Origin of the sequence: Stenotrophomonas rhizophila, assembly GCF_003751305.1 — a bacterium.
GTDB lineage: Bacteria > Pseudomonadota > Gammaproteobacteria > Xanthomonadales > Xanthomonadaceae > Stenotrophomonas > Stenotrophomonas rhizophila_B.
Map to the genome: position 1 here is coordinate 1,496,180 of NZ_RJKV01000001.1, position 23,847 is coordinate 1,520,026.

Genomic DNA, 23,847 nt, shown 5'->3' on the forward strand with positions numbered 1-23,847 from the left:
CGCCTCATCCCAACCCCCAGAGGATTCACCATGAGCAACCCGACCTACGTGCAGGACTACAACGCCATCGTCGACGTACTGAATCAGTACAACGAGGGCGGCAAACAGGCCAAGAGCAGCATCATGAAACCTGCCTTCAGCGAGCAGGCCACGATCTTCGGCGTTGATGCAGACACTGCACTCGTCGGCGGCCCCATCCAGGGTCTGTTCGACACGATCGACACGGCATTTCGTCCCTCGCCGGAGGCACGCGCGGCGATCGCGCGCATCGACATCGTCGGTACGGCGGCAAGTGCCCGGGTCGATACCGACGACATCTCCGGCTTTCACTTCACGGATTTCTTCAATCTGCTGAAAGTGGAGGGTCGCTGGACGGTCGTCAGCAAGATCTACCACACACACACCAGCGCCTGAATCGGGCAGAGACACCGTGCAGGCCGTCGCGATGGCCTGCACGTCCACCACGCGACATGGTCTTAACCCACGCTCTTTATGCTGACCATCCCCGACCGGTCATGGGTCGCGATCATGGAAAGGAGTGCTGATGAAGACGCTGTGTGCCGCGCTGTTCGCAAGCTGCCTGCTCGCCGCCAGTCCGGTGGCGTTTGCCGACGTGGCCAACCTCACCAACAGCGCCGACGGCGCCAATCGCGATGCAGGTATCGCGGCGGTGAAGAAGAAACTGCAGGATGCGTGCACCGACCGCAAAGGCACGCCGGATATGGGCTCGTTCGAAGTGGTCTTCGAGAAGACCAGCGAGAACCCGGATGTGCCCAAGCCGTACTACGTTGACGGCAAGCTGAAGTGCGACCTGCCCGGCTGATCGGCCCCGGGCGGCCGCACATGCTGCCCTGGCCCGCGCTGGGTCACTACCGGCGCACTGGCTGCTGATATAGTGCGGTGAGCACGATGGGCACGGTGCCCGTCCACGAATCGCAGGGAGTGGGTCATGGGTCTTCGTCAGGCAGTGGCAGGGGCAGTCGGTGGTGTTCTGGCCGACCAGTGGAAGGATTTCTACACTGTGCCGACGGGCCTGCCCTCGACGGCAGCGCTGTTCGCGGCGGTGCCGCGTGGCACCAATGCCGGGCGCGGCTCCAACACCAGCGCCTCCTCCAACATCATCACCAACGGGTCGAAGATCGTCGTGCCCGAAGGGTATGGCCTGCTGCTGTTCCAGGACGGCGCGATCACCGGCTTTGTCGCCGAACCGGGTGGCTATGAATGGCGCTCGGATGATCTGAACTCGCAGTCGATCTTCGCCGGCGACGGTTTCGTCAGCCCGCTGATCAAGCAGAGCTGGGAACGCTTCAAGTTCGGTGGCCAGCCGGGGTCGCAGCAGGCGGCGTTCTTCGTCTCCCTGAAGGAACTGCCGGACAACCGCTTCGGCACGCAGTCCGAAATCTACTGGGACGATGGTTTCCTCGGCACGCAGGTCGGCGCGGTCACACGCGGCTCGTACACGCTGAAGATCGTCGATCCGATCCTGTTCGTGAAGAATTTTGTGCCGGCCAGCTACCTGCAGCCCGGCCAGGTGTTCGATTTCACCGATCTGGACAACGCCGCCGCCAGCCAGCTGTTCAATGAAGTGGTGGGCTCGCTCGCGCCAGCCTTCAGCCTGTATACGAACGATCCGGGCAAGGGCAACCGCATCACCAAGCTGCAGCAGGATTCGCTCGGCTTTGCACAGAGCCTGTCCGCTGCCGTCGAGCAGGGTTACCAGTGGAAGTCCGACCGTGGCCTGGCCATCGTCAAGACCGCCATTGTCTCGATCGAGTACGACGCCAACACCCGCGAGCTGCTCAAGACCGTGCAGCGCGCCGATGCGCTGGCCGGCTCGCGTGGCAATTCCAACCTGCAGGCCAGTGTTGCCCAAGGCATCCAGTCGGCGGGCGAGAACGGCGGCGCGGCCGGCCTGGTCGGCGTGGGCATGGCCTCGGGCATGCTCGGGGTCGGCGGCATGCAGCAGCCGGTCGCCCCGGCGGCGGACGATCCGGTCGCCAAGCTGAAGAAGGCCAAAGAGATGCTGGACCTCGGCCTGATCACCCAGGACGACTACGACAAGCTCAAGGCCAAGGCGCTGGGGCTGTAAGACACCGAGCGCACCGACACCATGTCCGACCCCAAGATGCCCCCGCCGATCCCGGCGGTCCCGCCGCCGTTGCCGCCCTCTCCGGCGGCGCCGGTCACCGGCCCGGGCTCGCCCCGGGATGTGCCACCACTGCCGGGCAGTTTCCCGGTCGATCCAGCGACTCTGCCCCAGCCCATCCGTGATGAGGTGCAGGCGCCGGACCCGGTGGCCCTGGACACCTCGGCGGCAGAACTCAAGGATGGCCTCAACCGCTGCCCGAAATGCGGCTCCAGCGATATCCGGCTCAAGCTCGGTAGCGATCTGCTGATCTGCCAGTTCTGCCGTCACGAATGGCACGGCGACCGCGTTGAGGAGGCCTTCGGGTTTGGCGAAGGGATCGATCAGCTGCGCGGCACGGTCATTGCGTCCGGTGCACGCGACATCGACGCCGATACCGCCAGCCTGATGAGCTTCAAGTGCACCGGTTGCGGCGCCGAAGTCACCATCAACACCGAAAGTACGATGACCGCACGCTGCCACTGGTGCCGCCATGTGTTCGGGGTCAACGAGCAGATCTCCAACGGCGCGGTGCCCGACGCGGTACTGCCGTTCCATATCAGCAAGGACGATGCGGTCGCGCGGATCCGCCAGTTCGTGGACAAGCGCCGCCTGTTCGCGCTCAAGGCGTTCAAGGACCAGTTCACACCGGAGAACGTCACCGGCGTCTATCTGCCCTACATGATCGTGGACAGCAATGTCAGCGCCAGCGTGTCCGGCAAGGGCGAGATCCAGACGCGGCAGTACACCCGCGGCACCGAGAAGAACAAGAAAACGTACTACGACGCCGATATCTACCAGGTGGATCGCCAGGTGGATTTCACCGTGGACGATCTCACCATGGAATCCTCGGCCGAGCGTGGCAACCTGGATACGCAGACCAACACCAACAACATCATCAACGCGATCCTGCCGTTCGACACCAAGAACGCCCTGAAGTGGAACGCCTCCTATCTGGCCGGTTTCACCTCGGAAAAGCGCAACGTGGACGTCGAGACGCTGCGCCCGCGCCTGGAGGATCAGCTGCTGTCGATCGCCCGCGCGCAGGTGGAAGGCTCGGTACGCCGCTACGACCGTGGTGTGCGCTGGGAGCGCGAGCGGGTGGATGTGCACGGCACCCGCTGGGTCTCCATGTACCTGCCGGTGTGGCTGTACTCGTATCACCAGCCGGGCCGCAACGGCGGCATGCTGCACTACATCGCGGTGAATGGCCGCACCGGTGAAACCATGGGCAGCGTGCCGGTGCAGCAGTGGAAGCTGCTGCTGGCCGCGCTCACCACCGGCACGATCATTGAAGCCCTCGTTCTCTTCTTCCTGGTAGCTGCCGCATGAGCGATGACAGTGGACTCTGGTTGCTCGCCGCCGGCCCCGCCGGTGCAACGGCGTTGTACTGGGCGTTGTACCGGTACTACCGCAATACCGATAGATCACATGCCTTCGAGCACGAAACGACCATCGATGCCAAACCGGTGACCGGCGCGGATCGCAAGGTCGATACCATCACGGGTACGCAGGAACGGCGCATCCGTGGCGACAACGTGCGCGCGTACCGGACACGCGTTCAGCGCGACAGGGACAGTCCGCCGCCATTGTGACGCGTCACGGAGGCGGCTCGACGAACCCGGGCGGTATCATGTGGGGTCAGTTTTCCGTAGGACGCCCCCATGCGCACGCTCTATCCGGCGATCACACCCTTCCGCACCCATCAGGTGGCGGTCGATGACCTGCACACCTTGTTCGTCGAGGAGTGCGGCACGCCTGACGGCATCCCGGTGGTGTTCCTGCATGGCGGGCCGGGTGCCGGCGTATCACCCACCCACCGGCGCTTCTTTGACCCGTCACGTTATCGCATCGTCCTGATCGACCAGCGCGGCAGCGGCCGCTCCACCCCGTTCGGCGAGCTGCGTGACAACACGACGCAGCACCTGGTCACCGACGTGGACACCATCCGCAAACTGCTCGGCATCGAGCGCTGGCTGGTGTTTGGCGGTTCCTGGGGCTCGACCCTGGCATTGGCGTACGCGCAGGCACATCCAGAACGTGCTACCGGCATCATCGTGCGCGGCGTCTATCTCGGTCGCGCCGAGGAGAACCGCTGGTTCGCCGAGGCCGACGGCGGTGCGCGCTGGGTGTTCCCGGAGCGCTGGGCGGCCTACGAGGCGCATATCCCTGAAGACGAACGCGGCGACATGATCGCCGCATACTGGCGTCGTCTGGACAGCCCGGACGAAGCGACCCGCATCGCCGCCGCGCAGGCCTGGCTGGGGTGGGAGGATCACGCGGCCACGCTGGAACACGACGTCGACGCGGTGTCCGGTGACGATCCGCTGCACACCCTGGCCAAGGCGCGCATCGAAGCGCACTACTTCCGCAACCATGCCTTCCTCGATCATGCGCAGCTGCTGCGCGATATCGACCGCATCCGGCATCTGCCGGGCGTGATCGTGCAGGGCCGCTACGACATCATCTGCCCGGCGCGCAGCGCGTGGGACCTGGCCTGTGCCTGGCCCGAGGCCTCGCTGCAGATGGTGGTATCCGGTCACAGCGCAACGGAGCCGGCCACCGCCGATGCTTTGGTGCGCGCGACGGATGCCTTCGCGGACGCGCAGTAAGGAGTCATCGTGGATTCGATCTACCTGGTGGTGGCGTTGGGCGCCATCGTGGCGGGCTTTGTGCAGGGCCTGTCGGGCTTCGCGTTCGGGCTGGTGGCGCTCTCCTTCTGGGCGTGGGTGCTGGATCCCAAGCTGGCGGCCACCCTCTCCGTGTTCGGTGCCCTGACCGGCCAGCTGCTGGCGGCCTTCACCGTGCGCCGCGGCTTCAATCTGAAGATCCTGCTGCCTTTCGTGCTGGGCGGGCTGGCCGGGATTCCGCTGGGCGTCTACCTGCTGCCCCTGCTCGACATGAACTGGCTCAAGGCGATCCTGGGCACCTTGCTGGTGCTGTGGTGCCCGGCGATGCTGCTGTCACGTCAGCTGCCGCGTGTCACGGCGGGTGGGCGCGCGGCCGATGGTGTGGTGGGATTTGCCGGCGGCATCATGGGCGGGCTGGGCGGCTTCACCGGCACCCTGCCGACGCTGTGGTGCACGCTGCGCGGTTACGAGCGTGACGTGCAGCGCTCCGTGGTCCAGAACTTCAACCTGTCCATGCTGCTGGTGACCATGGGCACCTATGTCGGCACCGGCATCGTCACCCGCGAGATGCTGCCGATGTTCGCCATCGTCGCGCCAGCCATGTTGATCCCGACCCTGCTCGGCACCCGCCTCTACATCGGCATCAGCGACCTGCGGTTCCGGCAGATCGTGCTCAGCCTGCTCACCGTGTCCGGGATAGCGCTGCTGGCCTCGTCATTGCCGGCGCTGCTGGGCTGGCGCTGAGGCCGCGCTGCGACAGCGGCAGACGGTTGCCGACGAAGTTGACCACGTTCTCCATCGCATCGGGATCGACATTGCTCAGCCCGATCACTACGTAGCCGTTGCTCGGCAGCGCGACGAGCGCGGCATTCGCACCGGGCGCCCCACCCTCGTGGCCATACTGGCGCTGCTCTCCCTCACCGCTCACCATGAAGCCGTAGCCGTACCAGCCCTTGGTATTCTGCGGTAAGGTGGCCGCGTCCAATGCCGCGGCCGGGATCAGCCGGCCACTGCGCAACGCCTCGGCGAACCGCAGCAGATCCTGGGCGGTGCTGTAACCGCCGCCCGCCGACGTACCGCGCAACGGCAGGCTCTTGGTCTCGCGCACCCACTGGCCGTCGCTCAGCGTGTAGGGCACCGCGCGGCCTGGCACCAGGGTCGCCTCGGGCGCCGCTCCCGTGGAAGTCATGCCCGCCGGCGCAAAGATGTGCTGTTCGACGTAGGCGTCGTACGACTGTCCCGACGCCGCCTCGATGATCGAGCCAAGCAGAATGTAGCCGTAGTTGGAATACTGGTCCTGGGTGCCGGGTTTGAAGGCCGGTGCCGCGGCGCCATAGAAGGGCCAATAGTCGGCCAGCGTCTTGAGCGATGCCTTCCGCGCCTCGAACGCCTCGTCGAAGATCTCTCCCAGGCCACTGGTGTGGTTGAGCAGCTGCCGGATCGTGACACCGGTGGCGACGGCCAGGTTGGGGTAATGCTTCAGATGCTGGGCAATCCTATCGTCCAGTGTCAGCTTGCCAGCCTCGGCCAACTGCAGGATCGCCACCGCAGTGAACATCTTGTTCAACGAGGCGAGCCGGAACGTCGTGGTGCTATCGACCGCAATACCCTGCTCCCGGTCAGCCCGCCCGCCATGCCACGCCATCAGCACCTTGCCGTCCTGCGCCAGCAGAAAGCTGCCGGAGAGCTTGTCCTGTGCCGCCAGCGTGTCCAGACGCGCACGGCTCTGCGCGATGAGCGCGGGCAACTCAAGCCGCGCGGGCTTGAACGCGTCGGGTATCGCCACGCCTTCCAGTTGCAACGTCTTGAGCCGCGGCCTGTTGGCAGGATCGATGGCCACGGTGATCAGCACCCCGCGGTCGCTCGATGTGCCGCGCACGATGCTCGCGACGGTATCGGGTGTGTCCACGGTGGTGGTCAGCACCTCGAACGGGCCGAAGGTCTCGCGGATGTCCAGGTATCGCTGCGCGGTGTGGTCGATCCCGGCGGTCGACAGCACGGTCTGCAGTGCGTTTGCATTGCCGGCGTTATAGGCGGTAAGCCAACGATTGAAGATCTGTTTGGCCGACACCGGAGCCGCCGGTGTAGCGGCCCAGGCGGTGGCGCTGAAGAACAGTAGCGCAAAGGTGAGCATTCTGATCAACAACATCCTGTTCTCCCGTCCACTGAGCTGCCGCCCGTCAGTGGGGTGGATTATGCATGCGGGCGCCTCATCCGCGCTGCATGTGCATCCATCGGGCAAGCAACGGTTCCAACCCCACCGCGACGAGCATCCACCCGCCCAGCACGGCAGCCAGCCCCATCCAGACGCTGCTCATGATCCCTGTCCTTGGCGTACTGCCGTTGCTTACCAGCTCGCTTTCAGCCCCAGCTGTGCGCTCGCACTGCGGTAGCCGCCATCACCACGCTGCAGGCCAAGATCGCCCCACGCCGACCAGCGCTTCCCAAGCTGCAGCATCGCGCCGCCACGCACTTCGTAGCGGTTCTTCGACACCGCGCCCACGATCAGAGCGTCGTCCATCCAGATGCGGTTGCCGCCGCCGTCGTGCAGCCAATGCGCAGCAATGAACGGCTGCACGCGGCGATCCTCGCTGCGCACATCACCACTCAGGCGTATCCCCACCCGCGAGGAAAGCCCACCGGCGGCAGCGGTGACCACCTGGGTGCCGTTAAGCTCGGTAAGACGGTCGGCGCGGTAGTCGGTATGGATGACCTGCAGTTGCGGCTGCACCATCAGGTGGGCCCCGCTGCGCGTGCGCAGGGCCCACGTGTAGCCCGTCTCAAGCGAGGCGGCCTGCGTCTGGGCATCCTGGCGCTCCTTCGCCAGACCCATCCCCTGCACGGTGTTGCGGTAGCGTCCGTGCTGGACCCAGCCATCGGCGTAGGCCCCCGTTCCTTCGTCCGGACGCTGCAGCCATGTTGCGTAGATCCCCAGCGCGGCGCCCTTTACCGTGCCCGTCGCGGTGTAGCCACTCAGCTGCGACTGCACATCGGTCGAGGACTGCCCGGCGGCCAGCAGTACACCGGCGCGGCCTCGGCTGGCGCCGCCCCAGTGCAACACATCCATGCCTCCCATCAGCACCGACGCACGCCCCGTCAGCGCCAGCTGACCGGCGACGTCCTGCCGCGTGTGGCTGCTGTTGACCCGCAGCCAACCGTCACCGCGTGCGCCGGCCATGGCGTCAGCGCCGTCGCGGTCCTGCAGCCGGTGCTGGAACAGGAACACAGCGGCCGCCTGGTTGGCCAGGTAGGCACCCGCTTCAGGTCGCACGATCTGCGGCGGTTGCGGGCGATTGCAGTTGGCATCGCCTTCCGCGGCTTCGCAGGGATCCGGCGGCACGATGCCACAGCCGGGGCCGCTGGGGTCCGCCTCACACGGTTCTGGCACCGGTCCAACGCAGCCGGGGCCGGCCGGGTCCAGGTCACACGGCTCCGGCGGCGGTGGCGGTGGCGGTGGCTCGGCGCAGCCTGGGCCACCGGGGTCAAGATCGCAGGGGTCCGGCGGAGTCGGCGACAGCGCAGAGCGCAGGTACCAACCCCCATCGCCGGGCGTGGTGGCACCGCCCTTGTGCAGGAAGTAGTCATAGCTGCCCGCCACGGCGCGTCCGTTCAATGTGTAGACCGCATCGGACTGGCCATCGACCTGGATCAACTGGATGCCGTTGGTCGTCTGCGCGCCCAGACCGTGCACATTGTTCACCTGGATGCCGGCGCTGCCACGGGTATCGCCACGCACGTGCAGGAAGTCGATCCGGGAGGTGTCATCACCCAGTGCTCCATTGAAGATCAGCAGCGCGTTGCTTGTCTCGACGTTGCCGGACACGGTGAGTCGGTTGAATGTCGTGCTGGCCCCTGCCGACAAGGCCAGGGTGCTGTCCTGCAGGCTCAGCTGGCCTACGCTGGCGTCACCGGTCAGGGTCCAGCGGCTGTCGTCGGACAGTGCCACCTGGTTGACTACCGAACTGGCGCCCACCCAGTGCGAGCGGCCGTTGAGGCGCACGCGGATGTCGGCCACGACGGGTACGCCAGCGGCGATGTCCTCCGGGGTGATCACGATATCGCCCTGTGCATGGACATCCTGATCCAGGCTGAGCTCGAACGGGCTGGCAAACGCAGCATCCACCGCCATCAGCGTGCCATTGCCGCCGATCAGTCGGGCGCCGTTGCGTACCGCTACCTCGCGTGCGGTACGCACCCACAACGCGGCATGCCGTTCACTGATCAGCGAGCCGCCATCGATGACCAGCCGGCCGTTGGCATTGACCACGCCTGCATAGGCATCCAGACCCTGTGTGCGCACGTGGGTATTGTGAAGTGTCAACTCTCCCGGGCCACCACTGAGCACGCCGTACCCCTTGATGCCGGTGGTCAAGATGCTGCTGTCGCGCAATTGCACGGCACCACCAAGGCGTGCAATCGCGCCGATGCTGCCTGCGCCGGTGGTGGTGACGTCCACACGATCGGCCTCAAAGATCGGCCGCCGCCCGCCAGTGTCCTGGGAGGCATAAAGACCGTGTGCCGAGGCGCCACCGGTGCGCATCGTCAGACCATCCAGCGTCGCAAGGCCTTCGCGGCTGTCGATGCCCACGCCCGCATCGCTGCGGGTGGTGATGCTGCCACCCTGCATGGTCAACGTGGATTCACTGGGCAACCAGATGCCCGTACCGATGAAGCCGTCCGTGGTGATATCCACGTCGCTCAGCCGTACATCGCTGCCATCGCCGTTGACGTTGATGCCGTAGGTGCCCGCGGTGATCGTCGTCCCGATGATGTCGACCTGGTTGTTGGCCCACAGGAATACGCCCGTGCTGCGCTCGTGGTCCGAGCGCAGTTTGCTGTTCTCGATGCGCAACGTGCCACCGCTGAGCACAACAGCGCGGGACTGGCTCCCGGAGACATGGATGTCGGAATCGATCAGCGTGACGGCACCGCCGCCGGCAACTCCCGCGGCGTCATCGCCTTGGGTGTGGATGCGGCTGTTGATCAGCGACAGGACGGAACCAACGTGGACCCGGGCCGCCGCGCTGCCATAGCCCACGGTGCTGACGTCCAGATTGTCGCCCTCGATGCGCCCACCATTCAGCGTATACAGAGCATCGGATCCGAAGGAGCCGGTCTGGATCTGCGCATCCCGCAGTGTCACCGTGCCGTTGTCCGCCATCACCGCGTGAGATTGGCTGCCGCTGGTCTGGATGCGCCCCCCCACCATGTCCACCTGCGCGTTGCCAGTGGCCAGCAGCCCGTGCGATCCGTCACCGGTGGTCTCCAGCGTCGCATTGCGCATGACCAGGGTGCCCGCATTGATCTGGGCCGCGGTGCTGCGCAGGCCGCGGGTGGTTACCGTCGTGCCCTGCCCGGCGGCGTCGGCCTGCAGCTCGATGCGGCCGCCCGTGGCGACAGAAAGCCCAACCGCACTGGCCCCCGAGGTGGTGATGTCACCCGCAGCGAAGACGAGCGCGCCTGCACTTTCGGCGCGGGCCGCGGCCGTATTGGCACCGATGGCGTTGAGCGATACGGGCCCGCCGGAGCCGATGCTGCCCCCGTTGAGGGCGTGGAAGACATGTCCGGCGACGCCGTCATCGGTCGACGCATAGCTGCCGGCGATGACGTCGAGCTGGTGACCATCGGCGACCACCGGCCCCAGACTCTGCGCCAGGACGGGCGCGCTGCACGTGCAGGCCACCGCGATGGCGAGCGAAAGGGGGCGCAGACGGTTCAGGGGGCGGGGGGCGCGAGAGGTCATGCAGGAATAGCCGGTCTCTATGTAGCCGGCGACTTTAGGAGCGCTGCCTTGCTGCGGATATGCAATTAGTTGCAAATCCACAGCCGCATCGATGTCCTGAACGCGACGACGGATGCCCAATTCGCGAGAGACGGGACCCGGACTCGGGCCTACGCTACGCGTCCTGCCTCCCCTCGCAGCTGCAGCGTAGCCAGCGCGCCTTGGCTCCCCCGTTCCTGATCGTGCCCTCATGCCCCCTGAAACCGCTGCCCCGCCCGTAATTCCCGCCGAACCCCTCAGCCCCGCCCCGAACCAGGGCTTCGCGGTGCGCATCGTCGGCGCGGCGGCCTTCGCCCACCTGCTCAACGACATGATCCAGGCGGTGCTGCCGGCGGTCTATCCGATGTTCAAGAGCCAGTTCTCGCTCACCTTCGGGCAGATCGGCATCATCGGCCTGGTGTACCAGGTCACTGCCTCGCTGCTGCAGCCCTGGGTGGGCATGTACACCGACAAGCGGCCGCTGCCGTATCTGCTGCCCTCGGGGATGATCGCCACGTTCGTCGGCATCGCGCTGATGGCGATGGCCACGCGTTACGAAATGCTGCTGATCGCCGCAGCCGTTGTCGGTATCGGTTCGGCCACCTTCCATCCGGAAGCCTCGCGCGTGGCACGGATGGCCTCAGGCGGTCGCTTCGGTACCGCGCAGTCCACCTTCCAGGTCGGCGGCAACACCGGCTCGGCGATCGGCCCGCTGCTGGCGGCCGCCATCGTGATTCCGCATGGGCAACACGCGATCGCGTGGTTCATGCTCGTTGCGGCGCTGGCGATCTGGGTGCTGTTCCGCCTCACCGGCTGGACCATCCAGCACGGCCAGGCCAAGATGAACCGGTTGGCCACGGGCCATGGCGTCGGGCTGAGCCGCGGCAAGGTGATCCAGGCCATCGCCGTGATCGCAGTGCTGATGTTTGCCAAGTTCGTCTACATCGCTTCGTTCACCAACTACTTCACGTTCTATCTGATCGAGCGCTTCGGCCTGACCGTGCAGCAAAGCCAGATGTACCTCTTCATCTTCCTGGCCTCGGTCGCGCTGGGCACCTTCATCGGCGGACCGGTCGGCGACCGGATCGGGCGCAAGGCGGTGATCTGGATCTCGTTCCTGGGCGTGGCGCCGTTCGCGCTCGCCCTGCCCTACGCCAACCTGATGGGGACGGCGGTGCTGGCGGTGGTGATCGGACTGGTGATGTCCTCGGCATTCGCGGCGCTGGTGGTCTACGCGCAGGAGGCGGTGCCCGGCCGTGTGGGCATGGTGTCGGGTTTGATGTTCGGCCTGATGTTCGGCATTGGCGGTATCGGCGCGGCCGGGCTGGGCAACCTGGCGGACGTGCATGGGATCGTGTGGGTCTACCACTTCACCTCGTACCTGCCGCTGCTCGGGCTGGCGACGGCGTTCCTGCCGAAGACGAACATGCACTGAGGCGTCTGGCTCAGTGGAAGAACTGACTCGGCAACTGTCCGAAGCGCTTCTTGAACATCGCGGTAAAGGCGCTCGGACTGGCATAGCCCAGTGCGAGCGCCACGTCGATCACCTTTTCACCGTGCGCCAACTGTTCCAATGCACGCAGCAGCCGCGCCTGTTGGCGCCATTGCCCGAAGGTCATGCCAAGCTCACGTGCGCACAGGCGCTGGATGGTTTTCACGTCCACGCTCAGACGCCGGGCCCAGTCCTGCAGCGTGGATGGGTCGTCAGGCCTGGATTGAAGCTGCTGGCCGATGACCTGCAGCCGCGGGTCGGTCGGCTGCGGCAGGTGCAGTGGCAGTACCGGCAGCAGTTGCAGCTCATCGAGGATCAACTGCATCAGCCGCCCGTTGCGCGAATCCGTTTCATAGGGGGCAGCTACATCCATTGCGGCATGGATCAAGGCAGCCAGCAACGGCGTCACCGACACGGTCGATGCGCTGGCCGGCGGCTGGGCAATCGCCTGCGGCAGGATATACAGGCTGCGCATGCCGACCGCGCCGATGCAGCTGACCTTGTGCCCCATGCCGGCCGGGATCCAGATCGCGCGCGTGCTGGGAACCACCCAGCGCCCTGCCCCGGCCTGCACTACCAGCACACCGGTTTCGGCATACACCAGTTGATGGCGGTCTGGATGATGATGCAGGGCGATGATCGTTCCGGCGGGATACTCGCGCGCCCGGCAGAACACGGGCGTCTCCGGACCGGCAGGCAGGCGCTTGCCTTCGCCGACACCCGGGGCGATGTCCCTTTTCCGATATGGCATGGCAATACCCTCGCAAACGACCTGCCGGAGGACTCTAGCGTGTCCGGCGTGATGTCGATACCGGGCCGGGGCGGCTATCGTGGCTTCGAAGGCGCCAGCACCTCGATCCACGTGGGCGCGTGGTCGCTCGGTTTCTCCAACGCGCGTACCCACCTGTCCACGCCTGCATCCTTCAGGCTGGGGGCCAGTACGGGATTGAGCAGCAGGTGGTCGATCCGCAGTCCTCGGTCACGGGCGAAGTGTTCGCGGAAATAGTCCCAGAAGGTGAAGATCTGCGCGTCGCCGTACACCGCGCGCAGGCTGTCGGTCCAGCCCTGCCCGAGCAGCGCCTGATACGCCTCGCGCACCTCTGGCTGCAGCAGCGCGTCCTTCCGCCAGGACTTGGGATCGTAGATGTCCGCATCGGTTGGCACGACGTTGAAATCGCCGATCAGTGCGACCGGATGCGGCAGCGCGACCAGGCTCTTGGCGTGCTTATGCAGGCGCTGCATCCACTTCAGCTTGTAGTCGAACTTCGGGCCGGGCTGCGGATTGCCATTGGGCAGGTAGAGGCCGCCCACGATGACCCCGTGCGCGGCGGCTTCCAGATAGCGGCTCTGGTCGTCTTTCGGATCGCCGGGCAAGCCACGTCGGCTCTCGATCGGGTCCTGGCCGCGGGCCAGCAGCGCGACGCCATTCCATGAGCGCTGTCCCTGCCAGATGCACCCGTAGCCTGCATCGCGGATGGCGGCCTCCGGGAAGGCCTCCTGGGTGGCCTTGAGCTCTTGGAGGGCGACGATATCCGGTTGTTCGCGCGCCAGCCATGCGAGCAGATGCGGCAGCCGGGTCAGCACGCCGTTGACGTTGAAGGTCGCGATTTTCAGGCGCTTTCTGGCAGGCATGGTGCGTGCTGCATGGCGGCGGGATCCAATGCCGAGGATTGCCCTGTGTCGATCAACCTGCCGCGAATGCCGGGCGAGCATGGTGTGATGATCGCAAGGCGTTGATCGCGCATTGACCCGCGGCGCGTCACAGTAAGGGCTCGTTTCGGACGGGAAAAGGTATCTCCCTTGCACGGGTTGGCATGAAGAAGTGGATCGTTCTGCCGCGACGCTTCTACCAGCGGCACCCGACCGACGTGGCGCCCGAGCTGCTGAACAAGCTGTTGGTGCGCGATGACGGTCGGGCCGGCCGCATCGTGGAGGTTGAGGCCTACGCAGGTGACCAGGATCCGGCGGCGCATTCGTATCGCGGCATGACCGCACGCACTGCCACGATGTTCGGTGAAGCGGGTCACCTCTACGTCTATTTCAGCTACGGCATGCACTGGGGGTCGAATGCTGTCTGCGGTGACGTCGGCCAGGGCTGGGGCGTGCTGCTGCGGGCGCTCGAGCCGGTGGCGGGGCTGGAGCTGATCCGCGACGCACGCCCCGCTATCAAGCATGATCGCGATCTCGCCAGCGGCCCGGGACGATTGTCGCAGGCGATGGGCATCACCAAAGCCTTGGATGGCGCCGATCTGGTGCGCAATGACCGCGGCATCCGGATCGTCTCCGATGGGACGCCGCCGCCTGCCGATCCGCTGGTGGGACCACGGGTCGGCATCAGCAAAGCAATTGATTTTCCGTGGCGGTGGTCCGTGCGAGATCACCCGCATGTATCGAAGCGTGCGAAGACGTCCAGCGCCGGCTAGCAACACGAACGCGCGCAGGAAACAGTGACGCACAGTGCGCAATCCCGGATGTCCACTCCGCGATGCGCACCACACTCGATATGCCCGATGCATCGGAAACCCACTGTCACGACAGCGCATTCCATGGGCGCAACGTCCGAACTGTGACGTCGCTGTTTTTCGCCGGTATGACGCATTTCCCTGCGTCAAAATGCCACGGCGCAATATGCGTCAACACCAATCAAGTGGACGCATGCATCGCCGATATCCTCGCGACTACCCCTGCACTACGCGCGGGCAGTGCCTCCTTCATCGCATGCGAGATACTGATGCAACACGTCTTATTGAAATTCCGCGTCAATCAACGACTGTCCGCCGCCTTTGCCGCACTCATCCTGATCACCCTGATCATCGCCGGATCCGGCCTCTGGGCCTTGGTTGCGACCAAGCAGAAGCTGGATGTGATCGTCGAAGAGAACATGGTGAAGATTCGACTGTCCACCGACATGCTGGATGCCAACGCCCAGGTGGTGGCTGCAGTGCAGGGCCTGTTGCTGGAAGACGATGTCGCCAGCTATGACGGCTACCTGCAGCGCGTGCACCGGTTCCGCGAGGCGTACGACAGGTCACGGGATGCGCTGTACGAGATGCCCGCCACGGCCGAAGGCAAGCAGGCACGGCAGCAGATCACGGTAACGCGCGACGCAGCGCGGGCGTTGATCCAAGGCGTGATTGACAGCAACGCCGGCGGTGACATGACCGCTGCCCGGGCGCACTTCGAGGACGCCGAGGTCGCCATTGACCAATGGCAATCGTCCATCCGCAACAACATTGCCTTGCAGCAGAGCGACAGTGACCGTGCTTATGCGGATGCGGAGCTGCAGACCCGCCGGGGCAAAGCACTGCTGATCACGGGTGCGACGGTGGCCCTGATGATCAGCGCACTGTTGGCGTTCCTGATCACGCGCAGTCTGACCGTGCCACTGCGCGATGCAATCGCCTGCGCCGACCGGATTGCCGGTGGCGACCTGACCGCGAAGATCACCCCCATCGGTAATGATGAAGCAGCGGATCTACTGCGCAGCATGGCCAACATGCAGCAGCGCCTGTCTGCCCTGATCAACGCGCAGCGCGAGCTCTCGGCGCGGCAGACCGGCGGCCAGAGCAGCTATCGAATCGACGCTGCCGGCTTCCCGGGCGCCTATGGTGAACTCGTCCGCGAAACCAACGAACTGGCGAACAACAATGCGGCGCTGATCGGGCAGATCGTCGCCACGGCGACCCGCTACTCCATCGGCGACCTCAGCATGCAGATGCGCCAGCTGCCGGGGGAACAGGCGGTCATCACGACCGCCATGGAGACGATGCGCAGCAACCTGCTGGCGATCAGCTCGGATATCCAGCGCCTGGCCAGCGCAGCGGCGCAGGGTGACTTCACCCAGCGCGGCGAACCCGAGCAGTTCCAGCACGCCTTCAAGGGCATCATTGTGGACCTGAACCGCCTGATCGATGCCACGGACGTGAGCATCGCCGAGATCGCCAAGGTGTTGCTGGCCGTCGCTGATGGCGACCTCACCGTGGAAGCCAGGGGCGAGTTCTCGGGTGTCTTCGCCGATATTCTGGCCTCCGCAGGTGCCACGGCACGCAATCTGCGCGGCATCATCGGCGGCATCCAGGCCAGTACTGCGGTGATCTCCACCTCGGCGGCGGAGATCGCGATGGGCAACAGCGATCTGTCGCAACGCACCGAACAGCAGGCGGCCAATCTGGAAGAGACCGCGGCCTCGATGGAAGAACTGACCTCCACTGTCCGGCAGACTGCAGAGCATGCGCGCCAGGCCGCACACCTGGCGGCGCTGGCCGAGCAGAATGCCTCGGTCGGCGGTACTGCTGCGGCCGATGTGATGCGTACCATGCGCGAGATCCAGATCGGCTCTGGCCGCGTCGCCGAGATCATATCGGTGATCGACGGCATCGCCTTTCAGACCAACATCCTGGCGTTGAACGCGGCGGTGGAAGCGGCCCGTGCTGGCGAACAGGGACGTGGGTTCGCGGTCGTGGCCAGTGAGGTCAGGACACTGGCGCAGCGAAGCGCCAACGCCGCCAAGGACGTGAAGGCCTTGATCGAAGGCTCATCAGAGCAGGTCAGGAAGGGCGTGGCGCTGGTCGACACTGCCAGCGCCTCCATGCGTGAGATCGTCAGCTCGATCCAGCAGGTACGCCATGCGGTTGGTGAAATCGCCGCTGCGTCGCAGGAACAGACGGCTGGCATCGAACAGGTCAACCAGGCCGTGGTGCACATGGATAAGGTCACCCAGCAGAACGCCGCGCTGGTGGAGGAGGCTTCGGCCGCATCCAGGTCACTCGAGGAGCAGGCGGTGGTACTCAATCGCGCGGTGGTGGTGTTCAAGGTGAGCTGATCCGCTGCCCTGCGCCCACACGCTGTTGATCTGCAGAGAGGCACACTGGCCCTGTCCGCCTCTTCATCAGCTAGGAGTCCTGGCCTGCGCCCCGATACCCCCTCATCACGACCGCCGCGCTCGGTGCCGTCCACAGCGCGTCGCATCCGAGGCTGGTTGATACGGCTGTTCCTGCTGGTCGTCACCCTCGTGGCGGTGGGCTTCCTCTGGAACAGCCCACTTGCGCAGTCGCCGCGCGCGCTCTGGCAGCTGTCCCAGATGCCCGCACCGACCGCCCTGCCCGTTCCCGTGGCCGGGGTGTCGGCTCGCCAGGTCGCCGATACCTTCGGCGCCCCCCGTGGCCGTGACCGCGCGCATGCCGGTGTCGACATCTTCGCCAAACGCGGCACCGAGGTGCGCAGCGCCACACCGGGCATCGTTACGGACATCCGCGAGAGTGGCCTGGGCGGGCGTCAGGTGTGGGTCATGGGCCCGGCGCGCGAGCGCTACTACTACGCCCATCTGGACGACTGGCGTGACGGATTGGAACGTGGCCAGGTGATCGAGCAAGGCACCGTGCTGGGCTATGTCGGCGACACCGGCAACGCCAAGGGCACGCCGCCGCATCTGCACTGGGGCATCTACGGCGCCGACGGCGCCTACGATCCGCTGCCGCTCCTGAAGGCATGGCGGGATGCGCCCTGAGCGGCGTGCAGGCCCCCTTCACAACAAAGCGCACCGGACTAACACCGACGCGCCTAGCGTCGGTGGCTCACTACCCACCGGCAGTACCTCCATGGCGATCAAGACCGCAGAAGACCTCTTCATCCACGAGCTCTCGGATATCTACAGCGCAGAAAAGCAGCTGACCAAAGCGCTGCCAAGGATGGCGCGTGCGGCCTCCAATCCGGACCTGTCCGCCGCATTCACCCTGCACCTGGAAGAGACCCAGGGCCAGATCGAGCGTATCGACCAGGTGGTGGAGCTGCTGGGGATCCGGCTCAAGCGCATCAAATGTGCGGCGATGGAAGGCCTGGTCGAAGAAGGCAAGGAAGCGATCGACAGCATCGAAGAAGGCCCGGTACGTGATGCCGCGCTGATTGGCGGCGCGCAGAAGGTGGAGCATTACGAAATCGCCTCCTACGGCACCATCGCCGCGCTTGCCAAACAACTGGGCTACAAGGCGGCGGTGCCGTTGCTGCTGGAAACGCTCAAAGAAGAGAAAGACACGGACGAAAAGCTCACCCTGCTGGCCTTGGCCGGTGGCGGCAATGCCAAGGCCGCCGCGGCCTGATTTTCGATCACACAGGAGCCTACATGTCGCTGCGCCCACCCGTTCTCTACCACGCCTCGCTCGAACACGCCGATCCGGAGGAAGCCGCCCATATCCGTGAGCTGACCGAGGTGTTCGCGGGCATGGCACTGACCGTGGCCGAGCAGGAAGGCCATGCGCACCGCGCCGTGCACGCCAAAGGCCAAGGCCTGCTGAAGGGTCGATTGCGTGTGCTGGATGGGTTGCCGGCCGAGCTTCGCCACGGTCTATTCGCACGGCCTGGAAGCTACGACGCACGCGTGCGATTGTCCTCGCCGCCGGCCGAGCAGCTCCCCGATTCCGTGTCCACCCCGCGCGCGATGGCGCTCAAAGTGATCGGCGTGGAGGGTCCGCGCGCGGAAGGTGCCGAAGAGCAGCACACGCAGGATTTCCTGATGGTCAACGGCCCCGCGTTCACTACGCCCGGTGTAGCCGGTTTCCTGCGCGCGGCCAAACTGCTGGCCGCCACCACCGAGCGGATGCCACGTACCAAGCGGATGATTTCGGCAACCCTGCGCGGTGCCGAGGCGGCGCTTGAAGCTGTCGGCGGGCAAAGTGCCACACTGAAGGGCATGGGGGGCGAGCCGCAGCATCATCCGCTGGGCGAGACCTTCTTCAGCCAGGTGCCCTTCCTCTATGGCCCCTATATGGCGAAGTTTTCGCTCGCACCGGCTTCACCTGCCCTGCTGGCCCTGACCGGCGACAGGATCGGTTCGGACGAAGATGCACAGCGCGAGGCGGTGGTGGCCTTCTTTACCGACCTCCCCAATCCAGTGGAGTGGGAACTACGGGTGCAGCTGTGCCGGGACGTGGACCGGATGCCGATCGAAGATGCGTCGGTCATCTGGCCCGAGGCGGACAGCCCGTTTCTCCCGGTCGCGCGCCTGAGCGTGGCGCAGCAGGTGGCGTGGCAGCCCGGCATATCTCCCGGCATCGAGGATGCACTGGCGTTCGCGCCGTGGCACGCGCTGGCCGAACATCGTCCGCTCGGCGGATTGAATCGCGCGCGCCGCGTGGTGATGGGCGCCTCGCGTCAGTTCCGCTCGCGGTTCAATGGGTGTCCGATCCACGAGCCGGTGGGCTGAGACCGCCTTCAGGCGCAGCCCCGAGGTGTCGCCTCACCGGATGTCGTGCAGCTCCATGGCGCGCATCACGATCGGCTTGGCCCAGTCCGGGGTCTGCAGCAGCTCGATCGCCGAGGCCGGATAGTGCAGCCCGTTGCGATCCAGCTGCAGCACCGGCAGCGGTTCGGCGCCATCGGCATCGGCCGGAGCACTGTTGTCATAGACGTGCAGCTCGGCCAGATGCGGCAACAGGGCCAGCAGGTTCTCGCGGGAGGAGTCGTAGCGTGCGCGGATCTTGTCGGCGGGAATGTCGTGCCCGCCGCGGCTGACCCGTGCGGCGACGCGTTCCATGTGCAGCGCCACGCTCTGCAGGCCGCAGAACCAGATCGCCACGTCGTGGTGGTCGCAGGCTTCGCGTAGCAGGCGTGGGATGGTGTTGCCACCCAGCGTGGTTTCGAACGCGAAGTCGGTGCCTTCGTCGATCGCCTGCCGCAGCCGGCGCGCGCCTTCGTTCCACGCTGCGGCATTGGCTTCACCCAGCGACCAGCCGCTCTCCACCAGGCGCCGGGTGAACGTATCCGGGTTGAACCAGGTCAGGCCTTCTTCTTCCAGCCACATGCCCAGCAGCGAACTCTTGCCGGCACCATTGACGCCGGCCAGCACCAGAATGCGTCCCATCGGTCAGAGCGGGCTGCCGAGGGCGACCTTGCGGCCGCGGCGGATCGGCTGCCCCAGTACCTTGCCCAACCCGCCATCGCGGCCAAGACTGGCCAGCGTGGTATCGAAGGCGGCGCGCAGGCGCTCCAGCTCGCCCAACCGCTCGTCGGTATCGCCGCCGGCGGCCTTGGCCAACAGTTCCTGGTAGGTCTTGATGTCCACGATCACCGCTTCGGGGTGATTGTGATTGGTGATCACCAGCGCCTGCTTCTCGCGCACGGTGCGCATCAGGCTGGGCCAGCCGCGGGTTTTCACCGACGAGGCGGTGGCCTTCTCAAGGCCGGGCAGATCCAGTGGCAGGGTCATGGCACGCTCCAGGACGGGATGTGCCCATCATACCCCTTCTGGCCAAATTGGACATAAATCCCATTTTGGCCAGAAAGGAGATGCGGGCTCCCGGTCAGTGGGACATCGAATACGGCTGCTCGGCGCCCTGCCCCGGCCAGGCCTTGTTCGGCTCGGCCTGCAGGGTGAAGCGCAGCTCTCCGCCGGCCAGGATCTCGTCGTGGCGCAGGAAGGTGCGCTGCAGCGGCTGGCCATTGAGGGTCACCGAACCGACATAGTCGTGGCCCTTGCCCAGCCCGTCGGTGACGATGGTGAAGGTCCTGCCGTTGGGCAGATGCAGCGCTGCCTTGGGCAGGAACGGACGGCCAATGATGTACTCGCCGCTGCCCGGCGCCACCGGGTAGAAGCCCAGCGCGGTGAACACGTACCAGGCCGACATCTGGCCAAGGTCGTCATTGCCAGCCAGGCCGTCGGGACGGTCGGCATACTGGGTGTCCATGATCTGCTTCAGCCGCGCCTGGGTGCGCCACGGCTGGCCGGCATGGGCATACAGGTAGGCCACGTGGTGGCTGGGCTCGTTGCCGTGCGCGTACCAGCCGATCAGGCCGGTGATGTCTTCCATGTGCTCGAAGATGGACGGGTCGACCTTGGCCTCGAACACCTGGTCCAGACGGGCCAGCAGCGCGTCGCTGCCCCCGTGCGCGGCGGCCAGGCCGGCCACGTCGTGCGGCACGTACCAGGAGTACTGCCAGGCGTTGCCTTCGGTGTAGTCCGTGCCGTAACCGCTCGCGCTCGGGTCGAACGGCATGCGGAAGCTGCCATCGCGCTTGCGCGCCCGCATGAAACCGGTGTCCTTGTCATAGGCATTGCGCCAGTTGGTGGCGCGCTTCTCGAACTCACCGGCGACCTTCGTGTTGCCCATGGCCTTGGCCATGCGCGCGATGGTCCAGTCGTCGAAGGCGTACTCCAGCGTCTTGCTGGCCGCTTCGCCTTCCTCATCGATCGGCACCCAGCCCAGCTCGCGATACTGCGCGATGCCGTCGTACGGGCCGTAATTGGCGGTGGCCACCATGGCGGCCAGTGCCTTGTTTTCATCAAAACCACGGATGCCCTTGAGGTAGGCATCGGCGATCACCGGCACCGCGTGGTAACCGATCATGCACCAGGTTTCCTGCCCATGGAACGCCCACACCGGCAGCATCCCGTAGGCGCTGTTGTGCTGGTGCGCGAGCAGCGAATTGATGAAATCGCTGTTGCGCTTCTCCGGCTGTACCAGGGTCAGCAGCGGATGCAGGGCGCGGTAGGTGTCCCACAGCGAGAACGTCGAGTAGTTGGTGTAGCCCTCGGCGCGGTGCACGGCATTGTCCGAGCCGCGGTACTGACCATCGCTGTCCATGAACACCGTCGGCCCGAGCAGGCTGTGGTACAGCGCGGTGTAGGCGCTGCGCCGGTCGTGCTCGGGGGCGTCGATATCCAGCACCGACAGTGCCTGCGTCCACTGCGCTTTCGCCTCGGCACGGACGCGATCGAAATCGAAGCCCGGCACTTCGCTCTCCAGGTTGGCGATGGCCCCGGCCTCGCTGACCGACGAGATCGCCACCGTCACCACCAAGGGCGTGTCGAGCGTGCCGAAATCAAACGTGCCCACCAGCTGGCGCCCTTCGATCTGCGCACGCTGGGCCGGGCTCTGGTGGCCCGGCGGCGGAAAGCCTTTGTAGGCGATGTCGGTCTCGGTGTTGTGGAAGGCGTGACCGGTCAGTGGCCGCGAGAAGCGCATCGCGAAATACAGTTGACGGCCCGGCGCCCAGCCGCGCGTTTCGCGGAAGCCGGTGACGGTGCCGTCCTCACGGGCGCGCAGGCGCGACCACATGATCTTGCCGGGATAGTCGTAGAGGCTGGTACGCAGGTCCAGCAGCACGCGCGCCGGCTGGTTGGCCGGATAGGTGTAGCGGTGCACGCCCACGCGGGTGCTGGTGGTCAGCTCCGCACGCACCTTCGGATCATCCAGGGTGACGGCGTAGTAGCCCGGCTCGGCGCGCTCGTCATCGTGACGGAAGCGCGAGGTATAGCCGCTGCCGGGCTTGTCCGGATCGCCACGTTCCAGGCTGGCATCGGTGCGCACCGGCATCAGCAGCACATCGCCAAGATCGGAATGGCCGCTGCCGGAGAAGTGCGTGTGCGAGAAGCCGACGATGCTGGTGTCGTCATGCCGGTAGCCGGCGGCCCAGCCATACGCCTTCTCGCGCGGCTGGATACGGGTGTCCGGACTGAGCTGGACCATGCCGAACGGCACTGTGGCGCCGGGATAGGTGTGCCCCTCCCCGGCCGTACCGATGAACGGGTCTACCGCCGCGTAGGCGCGCTCGCCAAGTTTCGTTGGCGCCGCTGTGGCTGTGCCGGCCACCAACATCGCCCCTACCGCGAACCCCAACCACCGCACTGTCCCCGTTTTTGTCATGGCGTTGAATTTAGATCGATTCAGGTGAGGTTGATCCTAGCACCGGCGTGACGGAGGGGCATGTTGCGGTGCGGCTGACGACACCGAGGGACGCGGCTTGCTACGCTGGCGTCCGGTTCGTTTCCGGGAAGACCTGCATGGTGTTGCGCCGCCTCACCCGCCTGCTGACAATCCCCCTCATCACCGCTGCCCTGCTCGCCGCCTGTGCGGGACGCACCGCGCCCAGCGGCCTGACGACAACAGCCGGTGCCTCCGAATCACCGGCGGCCGCGCTGAGATGGAAGGCGCACGAAGGCGGGCATCCACCCACTGCGCGCCACGAAAGTGCGTTGGTCGCGCTCGACGGCAAGCTCTACCTCCTGGGCGGACGCGGTGAGCGCCCCCTGGAGATCTTCGATCCCGCGAGCGGACGCTGGACGCGCGGTGCACGACCGCCACTGGATCAGCTCCACCACGCGCAGGCGCTGGCCTACGACGGCCGCATCTGGGTGCTGGGGGCGTTGACCGGCGATTTCCCGGCCGAGCCCGCGGTGCCCACCCTCTGGGTCTACGACCCCTCAGCGGATGCGTGGCAACAAGGGCCACCGCTGCCTGCAGGCCGCGCACGCGGAGCCAGCGGCGTTGCGTTGCACGCAGGACGGATCTACCTGGTCGGTGGCGTCACGCGTGGACACACGGGTGGCGTGGTGCCTTGGCTGGATGTCTTCGATCCCGCGACGGCAAGGTGGACCGCGCTGCCGGATGCACCGCATGCCCGTGATCACTTCCACGCCGCGGTGCTGGACGGGGCGCTCTACGCCGCCGGTGGCCGGGTCAGCGCCCATGGCAGCGGCGCATCGGGAATGCAGTCGGTGGCGGCGGTGGACGTGTTCGACATTGCCTCGGGCCGCTGGTCCACACTGCCCTCGCCCCTGCCTACGCCGCGCTCAGGCACTGCCGCGGTCGCCTGGAATGACAGGCTGGTCGTGATCGGTGGCGAAAGCGATGCGCACACCATCGCACACGCGGAAGTCGAGGCCTGGAGCCCAGCAACACAACGCTGGGAAGCGCTGCCGGCGCTGCCGGTGGGGCGGCACGGCATGCAGGCAGCCGTACTGGACGGGGCGCTGCATGTCGTCGCCGGCAGCGGCAATCGCGGCGGCGGCCCGGAACTGGACGACCATTACCGCTTGGTCGCCCGTCCGTAGTCCATCGCAGGCAGG

The 23,847-nt window shown here is 66.0% G+C and carries 20 protein-coding genes and 1 pseudogene; 14 read left to right on the top strand and 7 right to left on the bottom strand.

Features of this window, described 5'->3' with window-relative positions:
• Positions 1 to 30: 30 nt before the first annotated feature.
• The 7 genes from EDF74_RS06745 (at position 31) to EDF74_RS06775 (ending at position 5,499) form a co-directional block, all read left to right on the top strand.
• Positions 31 to 414 (top strand): nuclear transport factor 2 family protein, encoded by a 384-nt coding sequence (locus EDF74_RS06745; protein ID WP_123729337.1) that lies wholly within the window; start codon positions 31 to 33, stop codon positions 412 to 414.
• Between the two features lie 130 nt (positions 415 to 544).
• On the top strand, positions 545 to 823 hold the full coding sequence (locus EDF74_RS06750) for a hypothetical protein (RefSeq protein ID WP_123729338.1): 279 nt from the start codon (positions 545 to 547) through the stop codon (positions 821 to 823).
• A 126-nt stretch (positions 824 to 949) separates the two neighbouring features.
• Positions 950 to 2,089, top strand: coding sequence for an SPFH domain-containing protein (locus EDF74_RS06755; RefSeq protein ID WP_123729339.1), 1,140 nt, complete (start codon positions 950 to 952; stop codon positions 2,087 to 2,089).
• Positions 2,090 to 2,110: 21 nt separating this feature from the next.
• Positions 2,111 to 3,457, top strand: coding sequence for a TFIIB-type zinc ribbon-containing protein (locus EDF74_RS06760; protein WP_123729340.1), 1,347 nt, complete (start codon positions 2,111 to 2,113; stop codon positions 3,455 to 3,457).
• A complete protein-coding gene (locus EDF74_RS06765; protein WP_123729341.1) occupies positions 3,454 to 3,720 on the top strand; it encodes a hypothetical protein in 267 nt (88 codons plus the stop codon). Before EDF74_RS06760 ends, EDF74_RS06765 begins: the two co-directional genes overlap by 4 nt.
• A 69-nt stretch (positions 3,721 to 3,789) precedes the next feature.
• Positions 3,790 to 4,737: a prolyl aminopeptidase gene (gene pip / locus EDF74_RS06770; RefSeq protein WP_123729342.1), complete on the top strand. Its 948-nt coding sequence runs from the start codon at positions 3,790 to 3,792 to the stop codon at positions 4,735 to 4,737.
• A 9-nt stretch (positions 4,738 to 4,746) separates the two neighbouring features.
• Positions 4,747 to 5,499 (top strand): sulfite exporter TauE/SafE family protein, encoded by a 753-nt coding sequence (locus tag EDF74_RS06775; protein ID WP_123729343.1) that lies wholly within the window; start codon positions 4,747 to 4,749, stop codon positions 5,497 to 5,499.
• On the opposite strand, the gene EDF74_RS06780 is transcribed toward EDF74_RS06775, so the two are convergent.
• Together EDF74_RS06780 and EDF74_RS06785 are read right to left on the bottom strand one after the other, a co-directional pair.
• Positions 5,438 to 6,904: a serine hydrolase domain-containing protein gene (locus EDF74_RS06780; protein WP_123729344.1), complete on the bottom strand. Its 1,467-nt coding sequence runs from the start codon at positions 6,902 to 6,904 to the stop codon at positions 5,438 to 5,440. The genes EDF74_RS06775 and EDF74_RS06780 overlap by 62 nt on opposite strands.
• A gap of 198 nt (positions 6,905 to 7,102) precedes the next feature.
• Positions 7,103 to 10,498, bottom strand: coding sequence for an autotransporter outer membrane beta-barrel domain-containing protein (locus EDF74_RS06785; protein ID WP_148045920.1), 3,396 nt, complete (start codon positions 10,496 to 10,498; stop codon positions 7,103 to 7,105).
• Between the two features lie 229 nt (positions 10,499 to 10,727).
• On the opposite strand from EDF74_RS06785, the gene EDF74_RS06790 reads away from it, so the two are divergent.
• Positions 10,728 to 11,951: an MFS transporter gene (locus EDF74_RS06790; protein WP_221180331.1), complete on the top strand. Its 1,224-nt coding sequence runs from the start codon at positions 10,728 to 10,730 to the stop codon at positions 11,949 to 11,951.
• 10 nt (positions 11,952 to 11,961) lie between these two features.
• On the opposite strand, the gene EDF74_RS06795 is transcribed toward EDF74_RS06790, so the two are convergent.
• Positions 11,962 to 12,759: an AraC family transcriptional regulator gene (locus tag EDF74_RS06795; RefSeq protein WP_123729346.1), complete on the bottom strand. Its 798-nt coding sequence runs from the start codon at positions 12,757 to 12,759 to the stop codon at positions 11,962 to 11,964.
• Between the two features lie 83 nt (positions 12,760 to 12,842).
• Positions 12,843 to 13,640, bottom strand: a pseudogene (gene xth, locus EDF74_RS06800) (exodeoxyribonuclease III); the annotation flags it as partial.
• A gap of 182 nt (positions 13,641 to 13,822) precedes the next feature.
• Between xth and EDF74_RS06805 the strand changes: the two are divergent.
• The 5 genes from EDF74_RS06805 (at position 13,823) to EDF74_RS06825 (ending at position 19,206) form a co-directional block, all read left to right on the top strand.
• Positions 13,823 to 14,431, top strand: coding sequence for a DNA-3-methyladenine glycosylase (locus EDF74_RS06805; RefSeq protein WP_123729348.1), 609 nt, complete (start codon positions 13,823 to 13,825; stop codon positions 14,429 to 14,431).
• A complete protein-coding gene (locus EDF74_RS06810) occupies positions 14,365 to 16,830 on the top strand; it encodes a methyl-accepting chemotaxis protein (RefSeq protein WP_148045921.1) in 2,466 nt (821 codons plus the stop codon). Before EDF74_RS06805 ends, EDF74_RS06810 begins: the two co-directional genes overlap by 67 nt.
• A gap of 84 nt (positions 16,831 to 16,914) precedes the next feature.
• Positions 16,915 to 17,514 (top strand): M23 family metallopeptidase, encoded by a 600-nt coding sequence (locus EDF74_RS06815; protein WP_123729350.1) that lies wholly within the window; start codon positions 16,915 to 16,917, stop codon positions 17,512 to 17,514.
• Positions 17,515 to 17,605: 91 nt separating this feature from the next.
• On the top strand, positions 17,606 to 18,103 hold the full coding sequence (locus EDF74_RS06820) for a ferritin-like domain-containing protein (protein WP_123729351.1): 498 nt from the start codon (positions 17,606 to 17,608) through the stop codon (positions 18,101 to 18,103).
• Positions 18,104 to 18,126: 23 nt separating this feature from the next.
• The gene (locus tag EDF74_RS06825; RefSeq protein ID WP_123729352.1) at positions 18,127 to 19,206 is read left to right on the top strand and encodes a catalase family protein; all 1,080 of its coding nucleotides are present in this window, start codon (positions 18,127 to 18,129) and stop codon (positions 19,204 to 19,206) included.
• Positions 19,207 to 19,239: 33 nt separating this feature from the next.
• On the opposite strand, the gene EDF74_RS06830 is transcribed toward EDF74_RS06825, so the two are convergent.
• From EDF74_RS06830 to EDF74_RS06840, 3 genes are all read right to left on the bottom strand, one after another.
• Positions 19,240 to 19,863 carry a hypothetical protein gene (locus tag EDF74_RS06830; protein WP_123729353.1) on the bottom strand — a complete coding sequence of 208 codons (624 nt, stop codon included), beginning with the start codon at positions 19,861 to 19,863 and terminating at the stop codon, positions 19,240 to 19,242.
• A gap of 3 nt (positions 19,864 to 19,866) precedes the next feature.
• Complete coding sequence (locus EDF74_RS06835; protein WP_123729354.1) at positions 19,867 to 20,208, bottom strand: type II toxin-antitoxin system prevent-host-death family antitoxin; 342 nt, start codon at positions 20,206 to 20,208, stop codon at positions 19,867 to 19,869.
• A 94-nt stretch (positions 20,209 to 20,302) separates the two neighbouring features.
• Positions 20,303 to 22,645 carry a GH92 family glycosyl hydrolase gene (locus tag EDF74_RS06840; protein ID WP_123729355.1) on the bottom strand — a complete coding sequence of 781 codons (2,343 nt, stop codon included), beginning with the start codon at positions 22,643 to 22,645 and terminating at the stop codon, positions 20,303 to 20,305.
• A 137-nt stretch (positions 22,646 to 22,782) separates the two neighbouring features.
• On the opposite strand from EDF74_RS06840, the gene EDF74_RS06845 reads away from it, so the two are divergent.
• Positions 22,783 to 23,832, top strand: coding sequence for a Kelch repeat-containing protein (locus EDF74_RS06845; protein WP_123729356.1), 1,050 nt, complete (start codon positions 22,783 to 22,785; stop codon positions 23,830 to 23,832).
• The last annotated feature ends 15 nt before the right edge of the window (positions 23,833 to 23,847 follow it).